Source organism: Mesorhizobium tamadayense (assembly GCF_003863365.1).
GTDB classification, from domain to species: Bacteria; Pseudomonadota; Alphaproteobacteria; order Rhizobiales; family Rhizobiaceae; genus Mesorhizobium; species Mesorhizobium tamadayense.
Genome location: NZ_RQXT01000012.1, coordinates 128952 through 146618, shown reverse-complemented (window position 1 = coordinate 146618; position 17667 = coordinate 128952). Strand labels below are relative to the sequence as shown.

16 protein-coding genes, 2 tRNA genes and 1 pseudogene are annotated in these 17667 nt (G+C 60.8%); 15 read left to right on the top strand and 4 right to left on the bottom strand.

Annotation, left to right across the window (positions count from 1 at the left end; all coding sequences use genetic code 11):
- Positions 1-716 precede the first annotated feature (716 nt).
- The 6 genes and pseudogenes from EH240_RS13060 (at position 717) to EH240_RS13035 (ending at position 5269) form a co-directional block, all read left to right on the top strand.
- Complete coding sequence (locus EH240_RS13060) at positions 717-1457, top strand: hypothetical protein (protein ID WP_206075258.1); 741 nt, start codon at positions 717-719, stop codon at positions 1455-1457.
- The gene (locus EH240_RS13055; protein ID WP_124998792.1) at positions 1454-1762 is read left to right on the top strand and encodes a hypothetical protein; all 309 of its coding nucleotides are present in this window, start codon (positions 1454-1456) and stop codon (positions 1760-1762) included. The genes EH240_RS13060 and EH240_RS13055 overlap by 4 nt, the downstream gene beginning before the upstream one ends.
- A gap of 307 nt (positions 1763-2069) precedes the next feature.
- Positions 2070-3020: pseudogene (locus EH240_RS13050) on the top strand (terminase TerL endonuclease subunit); the annotation flags it as partial.
- A 157-nt stretch (positions 3021-3177) separates the two neighbouring features.
- On the top strand, positions 3178-4002 hold the full coding sequence (locus EH240_RS13045) for a TIGR04255 family protein (protein ID WP_124998788.1): 825 nt from the start codon (positions 3178-3180) through the stop codon (positions 4000-4002).
- A gap of 293 nt (positions 4003-4295) precedes the next feature.
- On the top strand, positions 4296-4907 hold the full coding sequence (locus EH240_RS13040) for a hypothetical protein (RefSeq protein ID WP_124998786.1): 612 nt from the start codon (positions 4296-4298) through the stop codon (positions 4905-4907).
- A gap of 11 nt (positions 4908-4918) precedes the next feature.
- A complete protein-coding gene (locus EH240_RS13035; RefSeq protein ID WP_124998784.1) occupies positions 4919-5269 on the top strand; it encodes a hypothetical protein in 351 nt (116 codons plus the stop codon).
- 5 nt (positions 5270-5274) lie between these two features.
- Here EH240_RS13035 and EH240_RS13030 read toward each other — a convergent pair whose 3' ends face one another.
- The 3 genes from EH240_RS13030 to EH240_RS13020 all read right to left on the bottom strand — a co-directional run bounded on the left by EH240_RS13030 (position 5275) and on the right by EH240_RS13020 (position 6133).
- Positions 5275-5550, bottom strand: coding sequence for a hypothetical protein (locus tag EH240_RS13030; protein WP_342634081.1), 276 nt, complete (start codon positions 5548-5550; stop codon positions 5275-5277).
- A gap of 142 nt (positions 5551-5692) precedes the next feature.
- Positions 5693-6013: a hypothetical protein gene (locus EH240_RS13025; protein WP_124998783.1), complete on the bottom strand. Its 321-nt coding sequence runs from the start codon at positions 6011-6013 to the stop codon at positions 5693-5695.
- A 45-nt stretch (positions 6014-6058) separates the two neighbouring features.
- Positions 6059-6133 (bottom strand) — tRNA-Asn (locus tag EH240_RS13020).
- A 215-nt stretch (positions 6134-6348) separates the two neighbouring features.
- Between EH240_RS13020 and EH240_RS13015 the strand changes: the two genes are divergently transcribed.
- The 6 genes from EH240_RS13015 to EH240_RS12990 all read left to right on the top strand — a co-directional run bounded on the left by EH240_RS13015 (position 6349) and on the right by EH240_RS12990 (position 13243).
- Positions 6349-6609, top strand: a complete 261-nt coding sequence (locus tag EH240_RS13015) for a hypothetical protein (RefSeq protein ID WP_124998781.1) — start codon at positions 6349-6351, stop codon at positions 6607-6609.
- Positions 6610-6785: 176 nt separating this feature from the next.
- Positions 6786-6859: transfer RNA gene (locus EH240_RS13010), tRNA-Cys, on the top strand.
- Between the two features lie 91 nt (positions 6860-6950).
- Entirely contained in the window at positions 6951-7625 is a 675-nt protein-coding gene (locus EH240_RS13005; protein WP_124998779.1) for a protein-L-isoaspartate O-methyltransferase family protein, read from the top strand.
- Between the two features lie 219 nt (positions 7626-7844).
- The gene (locus EH240_RS13000) at positions 7845-9206 is read left to right on the top strand and encodes a TolC family outer membrane protein (protein ID WP_206075259.1); all 1362 of its coding nucleotides are present in this window, start codon (positions 7845-7847) and stop codon (positions 9204-9206) included.
- Positions 9207-9442: 236 nt separating this feature from the next.
- Positions 9443-10243 (top strand): PopZ family protein, encoded by an 801-nt coding sequence (locus EH240_RS12995; RefSeq protein ID WP_124998775.1) that lies wholly within the window; start codon positions 9443-9445, stop codon positions 10241-10243.
- A gap of 216 nt (positions 10244-10459) precedes the next feature.
- The gene (locus tag EH240_RS12990; RefSeq protein ID WP_124998773.1) at positions 10460-13243 is read left to right on the top strand and encodes a valine--tRNA ligase; all 2784 of its coding nucleotides are present in this window, start codon (positions 10460-10462) and stop codon (positions 13241-13243) included.
- Positions 13244-13285: 42 nt separating this feature from the next.
- Here EH240_RS12990 and EH240_RS12985 read toward each other — a convergent pair whose 3' ends face one another.
- Positions 13286-13513: a hypothetical protein gene (locus EH240_RS12985; RefSeq protein ID WP_124998771.1), complete on the bottom strand. Its 228-nt coding sequence runs from the start codon at positions 13511-13513 to the stop codon at positions 13286-13288.
- A gap of 90 nt (positions 13514-13603) precedes the next feature.
- Between EH240_RS12985 and EH240_RS12980 the strand changes: the two genes are divergently transcribed.
- The 3 genes from EH240_RS12980 to EH240_RS12970 all read left to right on the top strand — a co-directional run bounded on the left by EH240_RS12980 (position 13604) and on the right by EH240_RS12970 (position 17662).
- Positions 13604-14833 (top strand): OmpP1/FadL family transporter, encoded by a 1230-nt coding sequence (locus EH240_RS12980; RefSeq protein ID WP_124998769.1) that lies wholly within the window; start codon positions 13604-13606, stop codon positions 14831-14833.
- Between the two features lie 290 nt (positions 14834-15123).
- Positions 15124-16848, top strand: a complete 1725-nt coding sequence (ilvD, locus tag EH240_RS12975; RefSeq protein WP_124998767.1) for a dihydroxy-acid dehydratase — start codon at positions 15124-15126, stop codon at positions 16846-16848.
- Positions 16835-17662, top strand: a complete 828-nt coding sequence (locus EH240_RS12970) for a tetratricopeptide repeat protein (protein WP_124998765.1) — start codon at positions 16835-16837, stop codon at positions 17660-17662. The genes ilvD and EH240_RS12970 overlap by 14 nt, the downstream gene beginning before the upstream one ends.
- The last annotated feature ends 5 nt before the right edge of the window (positions 17663-17667 follow it).

Sequence of the window (17667 nt, the reverse complement as noted above, 5' to 3'; positions counted from 1 at the left end):
AAGACATCCGATACTTGTCCTTGTCGAACGTACAGAGCGTCATGCCCCTTGGCGTCCGTGTAGATATTTCCGGGGGAGTCTTCGTGGCCCATCGCCGGCTCCGCCGCAAGAGCGACGAGGGCGCCATCGTGCACTAGCCCCGACGGAAAGTCAGAAATTGGCGTTGCAAACAGACATCGGCTTGTTCGAAGCAATACACAGCGACCACGACCACCGCAAAGGGGATGACCCCTCTCCCTGATCAACGAGTCGCTGCAGATTGCGCGCCGGAGAGGTCCCCGGCTTTGCCTCCGAGCCCGTTCCAAGGGGCCTATTCAAGAGGATCCGATCCTTTTGGCAAGCCGTACCCCTGGGCCGCCACCATTCTCCGCAATGAATTCGATGCCAGCTATTTCGAGAGCGCGGCGAAGAGCTTCGACGGTGACTTGGTTTGCCCGTAGTGGCCCGGAAAGCGGCTCCAAGCGCTTAATTGTTGCTATCGAAACCTTTGATGCTGCCGCGAGTTTTTTCTGTTCCCATTGTAGCAGAGCCCGTGCCGCCCTCAGCTGCTCACTTGTTATCATACGGTGATGTGATCCCTTTGGTGTCATATGATGCCAGAGGGATTGAAAATGCTTCCGGCATCATTTAAGACTTATCGGTGCGTAGTGGCCGAAGAGGGTGGTGCAACACCCTATTCGGCCTGACCATAACCAAGCTGTTGAGGAGCTCGGATCATGGCTGATTCCGACCATACCACGCCTTTGTCTTTCGTCACCCGGAGGAGGGTACTTGGTGCAACTGCAATTGCGATCGCGGGATGGGACAAGAATGCGCTTGCCAGTGACGCGGCAACAGTAAGCATGCCTTCCGATCCTGCGGTCGCAATTTGGCGGGAATGGCAGGACGCCCACAATCTGACTGAACGGCTTTGCCGTCAGCAGCAGAGCCTGGAGCGGAGGCTCGCTGGGACTGTCGGCTTTCCTTGTGCGACTATCCGGTTGTCCGGCGGTGAACACGTAACGCTTCATTCCCTTCAGGCTCTCCATGAGGTGCTCGGTCCTGGTCCGGCGGACGCGGCAATTCGCGCAAAGGCTGAGGCCGATTTCCTGGCCCGTCAGGCGCGATGGGACGCCGTCGATAAAGAGATTGGCTATTCGGCCACACTGCGCGCCGAAAGGGAAGCCGCCGATCGAGCGGAGGATATGCTCGAAATATTGGTCCAGACACCCGCCACGTCACTTGCTGGCGTGGCAGCCAAGCTCGATGCAGTGTTGCGGGAAGGGGAGATTTGTGAAGACGGTTTTGAGTTTCCTTGGCCACAAATCCGCTCAGCGCTCGATGATCTGATCCGTCTCGGCCGAGAGCCCATGCCCGGACAGGCATTTCCAAACGAAATGCTCCAACCGAAACCTCGCCGAGAACGGGGAAGGGGCAGCTTGCGCGTCTGGACTCAGGCGAATGGAGGCGCAGCATGAAAAAGCTGGCCGATCGATCGCCGATCGTTATCAAAAACGCTACCCTCAACGGCGAGAAGGCAGATTCATCCGGCACCCACTCGATGTCCTTCGGTCCGACCGGGAACCAGACCAGCGAGCCGCTTGGCGAGTGGCCCGTCCACGAAGCTGCTGAGGATGCAAAGGCGCTATGGGGCGAATCGGCTGTGACTGCGATCGCATGGTGCGCTCTGTCGGCTCACTGCTATGGCGATACCCAGGAATACCGCTTCTGGTTTCAGGTGTTCGCTTTTCTTCAAGCGGGCTCGCCGAGGTGGAGGGCATAAATGGCGATGGCTCGCCAGCGTCGCTTCGATTGAGGGCCGTCATGCGTGGTGTGGGCTTAGCCTGTTTCACGATAGGGACCCGGCGGCAGTCCGCCATGGCCGCAGCCGCTTCGCGGCGATACCTATCGCACCAGCCTTGACCGCCTGCCGCCGTTCCGGAAGGCGCCTGAGAAGCGAGCCTCGGCTTGCAAACAGAGCTGATGGCCTTGAGCTGTGCGCCTGCAAGATACGACCACAAAGATCAAACGTTCAACTCTCTTGGCAATAGAGGTGGAGTACAAAAGGAGACGCAGGCGTACATAACGGCTACGCTCGCAAGGTCGCGAAGGGAGATATCAATGACCCGTCTTTCTTGCCAGTGATTTTCGAGCCTGACGAGGGCGACGATTGGAGAGACGAGACCGTGTGGCACAAGGTCAATCCTGGCCTTGCACTTGGCTATCCCGACATAAAGGGCATCCGGGCCATGGCGCGGGAAGCCCAGAACAGGCCAGCCGACCAGGACGCCTTCCGGCAGTATCACCTCAACTTCTGGCCAGACCATTCGACATCACCGTTTGTCGATATGGCGACCTATGACGAGGGCGCCGACCCGATCGACCTTGCCGCATTGGCGGGCGAACCGTGTTGGCTGGGCGTCGATCTTAGCTCCAGCGGCGATTTGACGGTAATCGTCGCGGCATTCCGAGACGGCGACGGCTTTGTGGTCGTGCCATGGTTTTTCTGCCCAAAGGAGAACCTTCGCCAGCGGCAGGATGCGTCCGGAGCGCCTTATGTGAGGTGGGCCGACGAATCGCTGATCACCGCAACGCCTGGCAATGTCGTGGACTTCCGCGCGGTCGAGGACAAGATTCGTGAGCTATGCGACCAGTTCGACGTGCGCGAAATTGCCTTCGACCCGGCATTGGCCCGCAACACCCTCAATAACCTCTTGGAAGATGGCTATCCGGCTGTCGAGCACCGGCAGGGTAGCCTATCGATGATGCCGGCGATTCACGAACTGGAACGGGCGATCGTCGCCAAGCGGTTCAAGCATGGCGGGCACGAGATTCTGCGTTTCTGCTTCTCCAACGTTGAAGTCGAGACGAATAGCCACGGGCATAAGGTTCGACTGCACAAGGGCAAGCGTCATCTATCCATTGATGGTGCGATTGCCGCGGCAATGGCCGTGAACCGTGCGGCTGCAGGCGGAAGTGCCGAGGCGGGCAGCCTATACGACGATCCGGCGTGGGAAACGGCGCTAGCGGCGTTTGGTTGATGTGTGTATCTATCGTGCTAAAACCGGGATGAATGGCCAGCTCGCAGGACACTGCGCCTCTTTCCGACTAGTTAGAATCGTGCCAGAACGCTGAGTGTTTCTGGCTCGGCATTTGCTTGGAGGAGGCGGAGTGCCCACAGAACACATAGGGGGTTCAATGCTTGAACAGGACGAGTTTTTCGAAGACTCGCCACGGGTGATATATCGCCACTCTCCCCTGTTGAGTGTGATCTGCCAAGTTCGGTTTCCGACGATCTTGAGGATTGAAAGTCAGGTTCCATCCGAGTTTCAGGATGCAATACGTTCGATGTTCCCGATATTCGAGAGAACTCAGATGTCGGGAATTCCAGATGACCTGCCCCCTGAAGTCGCTCGGATGATCGGTATTGCCGCCCAGCAACCAGTCTCATATCGTTTTCAAACCGAAGACCGCCTGTGCACGGTTTCTCTCGAGCCAGGCTCTTTATCGCTCACGTCCACCAACTATCGCCGTTGGGAAGAATTCACACGATTTCTTAACCCGCCTTTGGAAGCATTAATCGATACGTATAAGCCAAGTTTCTTTTCAAGAATCGGCCTTCGCTATCAAAATGCGATCGTCCCCACCGAGATTGGATTGGCCGACGTGCCTTGGGCAGACATCATAAGCAGCAACATTCTGGGCGAATTGCGTCAACAACGTTTTGGGCGCGGAGAAATCCGCGAGGCGCACCGCTTGCTTCGGATCGTTTCTGACGAAACGAAAGAAGGCATTTTTCTTCAACATGGATTGGGCAAGGTAGGCCCCGCACAATCCAATGCCTATATCATAGACATCGATTGCTACAGCGATCAGAAAGCTGAGGTTCATGATGCGCTACCCCATCTCAACCGGTTCAATTACCGAGCAAGAAGGGCTTTCCGTTGGTGCGTTTCTGACCAACTGCACAGTGCGCTCGGACCCGAGGGCACTAGTGACGTGGACATTGGCGGAGGAGAATGATCGTGCGCGAGCAGTTTTCCACACAAATATCGAAGTGACTGGACAGCCGAACGAGCTGCCGAGGAGCGCAGCTTATCGATTGGCGTGTTTGTTAATTCTCGGGCATCTCAAAGAGCCGGAACTTAAGGAGGCATGGGACGCGCTGGTCGATATGCACCATTATCAAGTTGAGAGTGACCGGCTGAAGGCGCTACCAACGCCGGCGCCAAAGACGACTTCGCGCAAGGTTGCGCACAGGCGCACCTTTGAAAGGCCGCCGCTTACAATCGCTGATTGACAGTTGGCGGGGCTGGGTGGACGAAAACGATCATCAAATTGACATTGCCGTCGCGTCAGCGGGCGTGACTTCGCCTGTCTATGCCCCGGTCGACCAATCCGGCGAACTGCGTCAGGGCGAGATACTATCCAATGTCGCGCAGCATATCTTTGATGCTGAGTCCGAAACCGTAAACACCGTCTTCCACCCCTATGCGATCATCGCCTCGCAGGATTGCGATCTTCTGCAGGAGTTCGAAAAAACTTCTGCAGGAGAGGAGCGCACATTAAATAGCGTACTTCTATATGAGGCGTTTCCTACAGACGTCATTAAACCGCTTTTGGCGCCTGGAAGTGAATACTGGAAGCGGGTTCATCAGAATACAAACGACAGGTATCATTGCCTAGAAGCCGCACCTGCCTTCGTGGACTTATTAGGAATAGGGCTGCCCGACCTCGTTATTGATTTTAAGAAGTTTTTTGCGGTGGCAAGTGCTGACATTGCGCATCAGGTACGGTGTTTTGACCCACTCCAGCGCAGGTGCCGCCTGGAGATGCCTTACCGCGAGCATTTTCAATCCCGGCTTGCCTTTTATTTGCAGAGAGTGGCCCTTCCTTATCCCCACAAAATCTTACCTGTAGGGAAGTAGGCGGGCTCCACTTGACCGCCACAGGCATTTGTTCCTATTTCGTTCTCATGCCGGAACCGTATTGGCCAAAAACGAAAATCTTTCCGCTGTCGGCGCTCAATGAGACGCGGAGCTTGGTCCGTGTCACCTGTCGCTACTGCAAGCGGACGCACAACTATTTCCCTGACGACCTGATTCAGATTTTCGGCGATATCGACGTTGACTCGCTGATGCGCCGGATGCGCTGCGAGGCTGGCGACCACGGGCCGTTGGACGTGAAGGGCTTCGTTCCAAGCGGGAGTGAAGCCGTAGGTCTTCGCATCCGGCGGCTGGTCTCGCTCAAAATCCACCGCGTGCCCGTGTGGCGGGAGGATGGGCCGTGATCCTTCTACTGTCGTCGGGAAGTCCGGTTCAGGTCGGCTTGTCCACCAGCGGCGTTTTCCTCGTGGGCGGCTTGTAGCTTGTAGGCCGTCACCAGCCTGAGCGTGTCCATGTTCACCGTGACCGGGATGCCTAGATTCACAGTCACCCAATCGCCGTCGATATGGGTGACGTCGCCGACGAGTTCCAACGGCTGGCCCTTCTTCACCTTGGAGGTTCGGTCAACGATCGAGTGTGGAAAGCCATAGGACGGGATTGAGACGCTTATCCTTTCCTCCGTCACTCGACGGCGGACGGTCGCGGTGATCGCAACCTCGTCACCGATCTTTATGCCTCTGGCGCGGCCAGCGGCTTCGTCAAGCGATGGCTAATGTACTTACTAGGGCCGCATCGGCGGTCGCGGCGTTCGCGGCCTTTTCGGTTGCTCAATACATCCGTTCGCGCATCGCCTTACAAACGCTATCGAGAATCTCGCCAGGATGGCTATTGGCGATTCTCTCACTCGCTTGCTCTTCGATCTCACGGAAAGCGCGACTCGCGCCTAATTTTCTTGCTGCAGCCTCAAACCCAAATTGACGGTCGCTGCGCAATTTCACCGTGTTGATACCACAGACTCTATTCGCCACGATCGCTGTGGCAGACATGTTGATTAGGTCGTCGATTTCGGCTGGCCTCGCATTGACGGCCATAGCTGCCGACAGAAAAACCGCCAAAAGCGGGGAGGAAAAGCGGGGAAAATGGTACACGGTTTTTGGAAAATCTAAGGAAAACAGGACTTTAGAAGTGTCAATTGGCTCCCCGGGCCGGATTCGAACCAGCGACCAACCGGTTAACAGCCGGTTGCTCTACCACTGAGCTACCGGGGAACAGCGCTCTGATGTGAGTGGCGCAGCCTATAGCAAACACCTTTGAGCTTTGCAAAGAAGCAATTCGCAATTTTTCTCCAGTTTTTCGTGCGGCCATTTGTGGCATCGTTTCGGCGTGCCCACATATGAGGTGCTTCACACCGGGACGGAACAAAGCGGCCGGTTGTTGCCTTTGGTACCGATGGCTCGGCCGCGCAGATGGGATTTGGCTTTGTATGACGGCAGCTGACGACGATAACGCCCCGGCGCGCAAGATCACGGTCCTCGGCCGCGAGTTCACCATGCCGCGCTCGCGGGGGGTACGGATCGCGATCGGCCTGCTGCTCACCATTGGCGGGATTCTGGGCTTTCTGCCGATTCTCGGTTTCTGGATGATTCCGCTGGGTCTGTTGGTCCTGTCCTACGAATTCGCGCTGGTGCGTCGCCACAGGCGGCGCTTCGTTGTCTGGTGGGAGCGCCGCCGCCGGCCGGATTGAGAGCTGTGCGGCGAGAGGTCCGGCAGGCACCGCAGGTACTGTCGGGATGGGCCGCAAGCGATTGGCAACCACTGGCTTCGATGACGTCTGGGAAAGCGCCGGGAATGACTTGCCGGTGCTTGACGACCTTTCACCGCCAACATAATGAGTTCGCTCGGAACGCCGGGAGCACGGAAGGCCTCGTGGCGGAGTGGTTACGCAGAGGACTGCAAATCCTTGCACCCCGGTTCGATTCCGGGCGAGGCCTCCAATGCCCGGACTCCGGCGCTGTCGCGCCGGAGTGTCAGGTTCCAGTCGAATGAAACCGCGGATTTGAGCGCGGGAAGCGGATTGGTTGGGACATGAACGCTGATTTCTCCGAGCGCCGCGTGAAGATGGTCGATGGCCAGATCCGCACCACCGACGTGACCAGCGCGCCGCTGATCGAAGCCATGCTTTCCGTGCCGCGCGAGGCTTTTGTCGGTCCCGGACAGCGGGACCTCGCCTATATCGACGAGGACATCCGCATTTCCGAGGGCGTCAACGGCACCGGCGCGCGTTATTTGATGGAACCGTCGCCGCTCGCCAAGCTGCTGCAACTGGCTGAGATTGGCGACAGCGATTCGGTGCTCGATGTCGGCTGCGGCACCGGCTATTCGGCCGCGCTCCTTTCCCGAATCGCAAAATCGGTGGTTGCGCTGGAAAGCGACCCGGCGCTGGCCGAAGCTGCAAGGTCGACGCTTTCGACGCTGGATTGCCGGAACGTCACGGTGGTGACCGGGCCGTTGCCGCAAGGTCATGCCGCCAAGGCGCCCTATAACGTCATCGTCATTGGCGGCAGCGTCGAGGAGGTGCCGGCGGCATTGCTTGACCAACTCGCCGAAGACGGACGGCTGGTTGTAGTCGAGGGGCAGGGCAACTCTGGCGTGGCCCGGCTATTTTTTAAAGCCGGAGGGGTTGTAACCGGAAGACGCGCATTTAATGCGGCAATTAAGCCACTACCGGGCTTCGAACGTATTGATGCGTTCGAATTTTGAGCGGTTTTGCCTTGCAGCGAAGGCGCGGTCATGATCGCTTGCGCTTGAACAATCGTTGCTGATTTGCTTGACCGGGGATTTTCGGGGGCTTTCAGCGGGGGAACGAGAAAAAGCGCGGCGCTGGCTGATCCGAGAGGATGGGCTGACGTGGCGTGGTTCCCATGCAAAACGAATGAGGGATAATACGTGCCGCCCCTACACAAGACCTTTCTAGCAGCCATGCTCGTTTCGGCGACAGCGCTTTCGCCATTGACCGCATCGGCAGAAACTATCACCGGCGCGCTCGCCAAGGCCTATCAATACAACTCGCAGCTGAATTCCGCCCGCGCCGGCACGCGTGTCACCGACGAGGGGGTGGCTATCGCCAAGTCGGGCTACCGCCCTACGATCAAGGGATCGGCAAGCATCGATTACACAAGCAGCCACGCCAACCGTCTGGGTCAGACCTTAAATATAACTACAGGCAACTTTGGGGTTCAGATCGACCAGACGCTGTTCGACGGGTTTCAGACCAAGAACAACGTCGCTGCCGCCGAATCGCAGGTGAAGGCTTCGGTTGAGAGCCTGCGCAACACCGAAGAGAACATCCTGTTCAACGCGGCAAGCGCCTATATGGACGTGATCCGCGATCGCCAGATCGCCGTGCTGACCGAACAGAACCTGCAGTTCCTGACCGAGCAGGCGCGCGCAGCACGGTCTCGCTTCGAGGTCGGCGAGGGCACTCGCACCGACGTCGCGCAGGCCGATGCCTCGCGTTCGACGGCCGTGGCCCAACTCAGCGCCGCCCGCGCGACGGCGCAGGCCAGTGCAGCGACCTACCACCAGATAATCGGCGACGAGCCGGGCAGGCTCAGAGCACCCGCGCCGCTCGCGAAGCTATTGCCGTCGAGCCTCGATTCGGCTTTCACCATTGCCGCCGCGGAGCATCCCGCCATCCTTGCTACCGAGCATCTCGTCGACGCCGCGGCGTTCTCGGTGAAGTCGGCCGAAGGGGCACTTTTGCCGCAGCTTTCTGCCAGTGCCGGGATTTCAAGCCAGTACCGCAACACCACGCCCGGCACTTTTGCGTCGTCGGCGTCCGAGGGGACGACCAATTCGGCCAATATCGGCGCAACGCTCACCGTACCGATCTATTCGGGCGGCCGCACCTCGGCACTGGTTCGCCAATCGAAGGAATCGCTTAGCCAGGCACGCATTGAGGTCGACGTCAGCCGCGACCAGGTACGCCAGGCTGTGGCCTCGGCGTGGACGCAATACGTCGCCGCCCGCGAAAGCGTGGACGCCAACAGGCAGGTGATCGCCGCCGCGCAACTGGCGCTCAACGGCGTCATCGAGGAGCGCAATGTCGGTCAGCGCACCACGCTCGACGTGCTCAACGCGCAGAATGCCGTCATCACCGCCAAGATCAACCAGGCCAGTTCCGAGCGCGACGTTGTCGTGGCGAGCTACGCCATCCTGTCGGCGCTCGGCCGGCTGTCGGCCGAGCGGCTCGGCCTGCAGGTCGCGCAATACAAGCCGGAAGAGCACTACAACGCCGTCAAGGACAAGTGGATCGGGCTGCGCACGCCGGACGGCCGCTGATCATCCGACAGGCTTCCAGAAGCGCCGCGTGTCCCTTGGATGCGCGGCGCTTTGCATTGGAGAGCCAGCCGGTCGGCTGCTGCCGGTGTGGCGAGCTAATCTGTTGAAATCCAACGTCTCCCCAGATTGGGGATTCTCGGATCACGATCGGTCGGTTACGCTGTCGCCATTGATTCGAATTCCGGCCTGGCCGGAATGGAAATCTGCAATGGGTCACAAAGGCGGCGGATGTGACGATGGCGACGGCAAGCAGCGCGCAGCGCGAACCTTCCATGGAAGAGATACTTGCTTCCATCCGAAGGATCATCGAGGACAGCGACACCGGCCGCAAGCAGCCGGCGGCCGACAGCGCTGACCTGCGGCAGGATCTCCAGCCGACGGCGCCGACGGCCGACGTCGACGCCTTTCGTTCCGAGCTGAACGCGGAGCCCGTCCCCAGGAAGCCGGTGAGTCTAGCGGAGATACAGGCCCAGCTCGCGGCCTCCGATCCAGCGGTCGCGCGCGCCGAGCCCGTGAAGACCGCGCCTGCACCAGCCACCCTGGCGGAAGTCGGCGCCAGGGTCGCCGCCGAGCCCGGCACGCCGGCGATTGCGGAAAGCGCGGCAAGCGTGCCGCAGAGCGCCGATACCATCGTCTCCGACTGGCGGCGCGAGATCGCCGCCGTTGGCGGAAGCTCCGTCAAGGCGAAGGTGGCCGAGCGCCCGGCGGAAGCTGCACCGCAAGTCGAGATCGACGAGGAGGATCTTGCCGCGCCAACTGCCGAAGCTATGGCGCCCGGCCCGGTTTCAGGGCCATCTTCGGCCGACTTGCCGCCGTCCCGGCCGGCGATCCTATCCGAGCATGCGGGCCGTCAGGTCGCGGCGGCGTTCGGCGAGCTTTCCGATGCCTTCGCCAGCCGCAGCAAGAAGACCTTCGACGAGATGGCCGAGGAGATGCTGCGGCCGATGCTTCAGGACTGGCTCGACAACAATTTGCCGACGCTGGTCGAACGCCTAGTGCGCGAGGAAATAGAGCGCGTGGCGCGCGGCGCGCAGTGATTTCGGTCGACCGTTCAAGGTAAGATGCGCCGCCATGGGGCGGCGCTTTTGTTTCCGGGAAATGCGGCCACTGGATCGTTTTGCGATGAGGGTGGGATTGCCGTCGATCGCGGCGGGCCTATCTGGGCGGGGCAGGCCTATCCTTCTCGCGGTTGACTCGGCCAAGAGCTTCCGATTTACAGCGGACGCTTGTTCCCGACAATTCGGACCTCCTCCATGCTTGATAAAACCTACGACGCCAAGACCGTCGAGCCGAAGATCGCCAAAGTCTGGGAAGAGGCCGACGCTTTTCGCGCCGGCGCCGGCGCGGAGGAGGGGGCGGAAGCCTTCTCCATCGTCATCCCGCCGCCGAACGTCACCGGCTCGCTGCATATGGGGCACGCGCTCAACAACACGCTGCAGGACATCTTGGTGCGGTTCGAACGCATGCGCGGCAAGAATGTGCTGTGGCAGCCAGGCATGGACCATGCCGGCATCGCCACGCAGATGGTGGTCGAGCGCCAACTCATGGAAAGGCAGATCGACCGTCGCGATCTGACGCGCGAAGAATTCATCGAAAAGGTCTGGGAGTGGAAGGCCGAATCCGGCGGCGCGATCTTCAACCAGTTGAAGCGGCTCGGCGCCTCGGCCGATTGGTCGCGCGAACGTTTCACCATGGACGAGGGCTTGTCCAAGGCGGTGCTGGAGGTCTTCGTCACGCTCTACAAGGAAGGCCTGATCTACAAGGACAAGCGCCTTGTGAACTGGGATCCGAAGCTGTTGACGGCCATTTCCGACCTCGAGGTCGAGCAGCACGAGGTCAACGGCAATCTCTGGCACTTGCGCTATCCGGTCGAAGGGGCGGTGTTCGACCCCGAGGATCCGAAGACATTCATCACCGTTGCCACGACGCGCCCCGAAACCATGCTTGGCGACACCGCGGTGGCCGTGCATCCCGACGACGAACGGTTTCGCGACCTGGTCGGCAAGAACGTCATCCTGCCGATCGTCGGCCGGCGGATCCCTATCGTCGCCGACGAATATTCGGATCCGGAGAAGGGCTCGGGCGCGGTCAAGATCACGCCGGCGCATGACTTCAACGACTTCGAGGTCGGCAAGCGCCACAAGCTGCCGGCGATCAACATCCTGACGGTCGAAGCCGCCGTCAAGCTCAAGGACAACGAGGATTTCCTTGCCGACTTTGAAGTGACACCGGAGCGCCAGGCCGCCTGGGACGAGCTCGACGGGCTGGACCGCTTCGTGGCGCGCAAGAAGATCGTCGAGCTGATGGAAGCAGGCGGCTTCCTGGAGAAGGTCGAGCCGCATCGCCACACGGTGCCGCATGGCGACCGCGGCGGCGTGCCGATCGAGCCGTTCCTGACCGACCAATGGTACGTGAATGCGGCCGAGCTAGCCAAGCCGGCGATCGCCGCGGTGCGCGAGGGCCGTACCAACTTCGTGCCGAAGAACTGGGAAAAGACCTATTTCGACTGGATGGAGAACATCCAGCCCTGGTGCATCTCGCGGCAGCTGTGGTGGGGCCACCAGATTCCGGCGTGGTACGGGCCGGACGGTCGCGTCTTCGTCGAAAAGACCGAGGAAGAGGCGCTTGCCGCGGCGATCGAATACTATCTGGCGCTGGAAGGTCCGTGGAAGGCCTGGGTCGAGGACAAGCTGGAGAATTTCCAGCCGGGCGAGATCCTGACGCGCGACGAGGACGTGCTCGACACCTGGTTCTCCTCCGCGCTGTGGCCGTTCTCGACGCTCGGCTGGCCCGACCAGACACCGGAGCTGAAGACGTATTACCAGACCGACGTGCTGGTAACCGGCTTCGACATCATCTTCTTCTGGGTCGCCCGCATGATGATGATGGGCCTGCATTTCATGGACGAGGAGCCGTTCCACACCGTCTATGTGCACGCGCTGGTGCGCGACAAGAGCGGACAGAAGATGTCGAAGTCGAAAGGCAACGTCATCGACCCGCTCGACCTGATCGACGAGTACGGCGCCGATGCGCTGCGCTTCACGCTTGCCGTGATGGCGGCGCAGGGACGCGACGTGAAGCTCGACCCGGCACGCATTGCCGGCTACCGCAATTTCGGCACCAAGCTGTGGAACGCGACGCGCTTTGCCGAGATGAACGAGGTCGCCAGGAACGACGACTTCTGGCTGAACGATGCCAAGCTTGCGGTCAACCGCTGGATCCTGACGGAGCTGACGCGGGCGGCGCGCGCGGTCACCGAAGGCATCACCAGCTACCGCTTCAACGAGGCGGCGGGCGCCGCCTACCGGTTCGTCTGGAACCTGTTCTGCGACTGGTACCTGGAACTGCTGAAGCCGGTGTTCATGGGCACAGACGAAGCCGCGAAGGCCGAGAGCCGGGCCTGCGTCGCCTTCGTGCTGGACGAGATCTACAAGCTGCTCCATCCGATGATGCCGTTCATGACCGAGGAGCTGTGGGCGCAGACGGCGGGCGAGAGCAAGGAACGCGGTTCGCTGCTTTGCCACGCGACCTGGCCGTCGCCCGATTTCGAGGATGACGATGCCGCCGCCGATATCAACTGGCTGGTCGACCTCGTTTCCGGCATCCGCTCGGTGCGCTCGGAAATGAACGTGCCGCCGGCGGCTATCGCGCCCCTGGCGGTGATCGGCGCCAACGCAACGACGCGCGAGAGGCTTCAACGCCACGATCAGGCGATCAAGCGCCTGGCCCGCATCGGCAATATATCGCTGGCGGAAACGCCGCTCAAGGGCTCGGCCCAGATCGTCCTCAACGAAGCCACCGTCTGCCTGCCGCTCGGCAGCCTGATCGACCTGGCGGCCGAAGCCGCGCGGCTGCAGAAGGAACTGGCCAAGGTGACCGAGGAGATCGCCCGCCTGCACAAGAAGCTATCGAACGAGAAGTTCGTCGCCAATGCGCCCGAAGAAGTAGTCGAGGCCGAGCGCGAAAAGCTTGCCGAATATCGCGCGGCGCAAGAGAAGCTTTCGGTCGCTCTGACCAGGGTCCGCGACGCCGGCTGAAGGACAAGATTCGCGAGTTTTAGGAGCTGCTTAAAGGCTGCTTCATTGCCTCGAAAACAGGCGTTCGGCAGCGTTAATTTTGACGTAAACAGGAAACTTTTGGCCCCATTGTTGCCATAATGTAACAATGGGGCCTATTTCCTCCAAATGGCCTGTTTTCGGGCTGTATTGAAAGGTTTGTGCAGCTTTTTCCTGCCATTCGATGATTGTTAAGCCGCGATTAGGCTCGATATCGCGGCCGGGCACGATGGCGAAAATGCGAGCTGTCAAGGTGTACGCGTACAACTCTTGAATTCGTAGTTGCGCCTTTAACCCGAATTGGTTCTAGCTTGATCCCGCGTATTTCGGGGAGGGAATTCCATGAACATTTTGCGTCTGAAAGCGCTGCTGGGGGCAGGGTGCTTTTCGCTGGCTTTGGTCGGGGCGGCGATGCACCCGGCGCATGCCGGCGGCTTGGAGCGCGGCGGCTACGACATCGACCTTCTGTTCGATCCGGCGCCGTTCGCCACAGAAGCCGAAGCGACCTATGTGATGCCGGAGCGCAAGTACAAAAATGCACGCGGTCCTGGCGGGGCCGACCTTGGTTTCGGCACCACAGCTGATGGAGCCGAGGGTTACTGGGTGCCGCGCATCGGCGCCAAGGTCCAGGTTGTGCAAGGCGTCGACTGCATGGTCGACTATTCGCAGCCTTGGGGAGCGCATACTGCGCCCGGCGTGTGGAACGGCGCGTTTTCCAACATGGAAACCGACATCAAGAGCGACAACTACGCGGCAACCTGCTCCTACAAAATGGATGCGGGCAAAGGCCAGCTCCGCTTCATCGGCGGCGTTTTCTATCAGAAGGTTTACGGCTTCAAGGAAGACTTGGTGTCACCGCTGGTGCCCGACTTCGGGGGTACCGGTCGCGTCGAGCTGACGAGCAATGGCTGGGGCTGGCGCGCTGGCATCGCGTACGAAATCCCCGATATCGCGTTGCGGGCGAGCCTCGTCTACAATTCGAAGGTCAAGCTCGACAACATCTCGGGCACGCTGGATCTGACGAATGTCGGCGTCGCCGCTTTCCCGATCTACGGTTCAACGCAGCACATGCCGGATGTGGTGGAATTGAAACTGCAGTCGGGCATCGCGCCCGGATGGCTCGCCTTCGGTTCGATCAAGTGGGTCAATTGGAGCATTCTGCAGAGCGTTCCGATCTGTCCGGTGGGCGTTCCTTCTTCGGTTTGTTTCACCAACGGTCCGGGAGAGGTGACTTCCCTCGACCTGATGTATCGTGATGGCTGGACCGTGTCGGGCGGCATCGGCCACAAGTTCAACGATCAGTGGAGCGCCGCCGGTCAGCTTTCCTGGGATCGCGGCACCTCGCATGGCTACGGCGCGCAGACGGATACCTGGACAGTCGGCGGCGGGGTCGCCTATACGCCACAGCCCAACATCGAGGTTCGCTTGGCCGGTGCGATCGGCGTGTTGACCAGCGGTCATTCCGGGATACTGATTGGCGAGAACGGCAAAATTGTTGGTGCAGACGCCAGCTACGATTTCGGCAACGATCTGGTTACTGCGATTTCAGGCGGCATCAAGATCAAATTCTAAGGTCCGCAAATTTCAAGAAAAAAGGCCGGGCATCGCCCGGCCTTTTTTGTTGGTAATCAATAGCCTGGCCCGATCGGCAGACGCTATGTTGCAAATTCGCGTCACGACTGGCGCTCCGCGCGATTGTGACGTTTCAGCAACAGTTTATGAACAACCCCTGCGCTAGAAGTCTTGCCGAGGGAACTGCCCATTTCCCGCCATAAACCCGGCGCAACCCGGATAGGTCTCGGGATGCGTGCCAGGATGGCCGGGCGATGGGGCAGGCCGCGTGAGACGCGGCAAGGACGAGTATGGACGCCAAGGTGATCTCCAAGGCCAAGCTGCCCAGCCGCCACGTGACCGTTGGTCCGGCGCGCGCGCCGCATCGCTCGTATCTCTATGCCATGGGGTTGTCGGCGGCCGAGATCGCGCAGCCGCTGGTCGGCGTCGCCAGTTGCTGGAACGAAGCCGCGCCCTGCAACATCTCGCTGATGCGCCAGGCGCAGGTGGTGAAGAAGGGCGTGGCGGCCGCCAACGGCACTCCGCGCGAATTCTGCACCATCACCGTCACCGACGGCATCGCCATGGGCCATCAGGGCATGAAGTCGTCGCTGGTGTCGCGCGAGGTGATCGCCGATTCAGTCGAGCTCACCATGCGCGGCCATTGCTACGACGCGCTGGTCGGGCTCGCCGGCTGCGACAAGTCGCTGCCCGGCATGATGATGGCGATGGTCCGCCTCAACGTGCCGTCGATCTTCATCTATGGCGGCTCGATCCTGCCCGGCAGCTATCGCGGCCGGCAGATCACCGTGCAGGACGTGTTCGAGGCGGTCGGCCAGCATTCGGTCGGCACGATCTCCGACGCCGAGCTGCTCGAGATCGAGCAGGCGGCCTGTCCTTCGGCGGGGTCGTGCGGCGCCCAGTTCACCGCCAACACCATGGCGACCGTCGCCGAGGCGATCGGCCTGGCGTTGCCCTATTCCTGCGGCGCCCCGGCGCCCTACGAGATGCGCGACCGCTTCAATTTCGCCTCCGGCGAAAAGGTCATGGAGCTGATCGCGAAAAACATCCGGCCGCGCGACATCGTCACGCGCAAGGCGCTGGAGAATGCCGCAACCGTCGTGTCCGCCACCGGCGGCTCGACCAACGCGGCGCTGCACCTGCCGGCGATCGCGCATGAAGCCGGCATCAAGTTCGACCTCTTCGACGTGGCGGCGATCTTTGAGAAGACGCCTTATATCGCCGATCTCAAGCCCGGCGGAAAATATGTCGCCAAGGACATGTTCGAGGCAGGCGGCATTCCGCTCTTGATGAAGACGCTGCTCGACCATGGCTATCTGCACGGCGACTGCATGACTGTCACTGGCCGCACTTTGGCCGAAAATATGGAGCACGTAGCCTGGAATGACAGTCAGGATGTTGTGCGTCCCGCCAATCGGCCAATCACCAAGACAGGCGGCGTTGTGGGCTTGAAGGGAAACCTTGCCCCCGAAGGCGCGATCGTGAAGGTCGCCGGCATGTCGGAGCTGAAATTCTCAGGTCCGGCGCGCTGCTTCGATTCGGAAGAGGAATGCTTCGAAGCGGTGACGCAGCGCAACTACCGCGAAGGCGAGGTTCTCGTCATTCGCTACGAGGGGCCCCGCGGCGGGCCGGGCATGCGCGAGATGCTGTCGACGACTGCGGCGCTCTACGGCCAGGGCATGGGCGGCAAGGTGGCGCTGATCACGGACGGGCGTTTTTCCGGCGCCACGCGTGGCTTCTGCATCGGCCATGTCGGGCCGGAGGCGGCGGTCGGCGGGCCGATCGGACTACTCAAGGATGGCGACGTGATCTCGATCGACGCCGTCAAAGGCACGATCGAGGTGGTGCTGTCGGACGCCGAGTTGGCGGCGCGGGCAAAGAGTTGGAAGGCGCGCAAGACCGACTATCAGTCCGGCGCGATCTGGAAATATGCGCAGACCGTAGGGTCGGCTCGCGACGGCGCGGTCACCCATCCGGGCGGCGCGAAAGAAACACACTGCTATGCGGACATTTGAGGTGTTGCGGTCGTTTGTCTTGCCGGCACTGGTCGCGATTGCGACCTTGGGCGCCACCGGGCAGGCCATGGCCTTCGACGACAAGGTGTTCGACGACAAGACCGGAGTGAAACCGCAGTCGAGCCCGTGGGCGGTGTTCCAGTTCGGCTTTTCCGCCTACAAGAACGGCCATAAGGACCAGGCGGTCGAGGCCTATAAATATGCCGCCGAGAACGGCCAGATCGGCGCCACCTGGAAGCTTGCGCGCATGTATGCCCAAGGCGACGGCGTGGCGCGCGACGACTATGCGGCCTTCAAGTTCTTCTCGGAAATCGTCGACCAGGATGTCGAGCCCGGCTCGCCGGAGGAAAGCTATGTCTCGGACGCGCTTGTCGCGCTGGGCGACTATCTGCGCAAAGGCATTCCGGGCAGCCCGGTCGAGGAAAACGAGGTCGCGGCGCAGGAGTACTACATGCGCGCCGCCGCCAATTACCGTAACCCGAACGCCCAGTTCGAAATCGGCCAGATGTTCCTCAAGGGCGAGGGCGGCGTGAAGGCCAGCGTCAAGCAGGCCGGGCGCTGGTTGCAGCTCGCGGCCGAAAAAGGCCATGCCGGCGCGCAGGCGACGCTCGGCAATCTCTTGTTCCAGAGCGGCAAGGTCGTGCGCGGCCTGGCGATGATGACGGCCGCACTTGAGCGTGCTCCGCCGACCGACCAGCCCTGGATCCGCAGCATGCAGGAAGAGGCCTTCGCCGCCGCCGGCGAAGCCGACCGCCGCACGGCGATTTCGCTGGCCGACGACATCCTGACCAAGGGCAACAACGGCGACCAGTAAGCGGC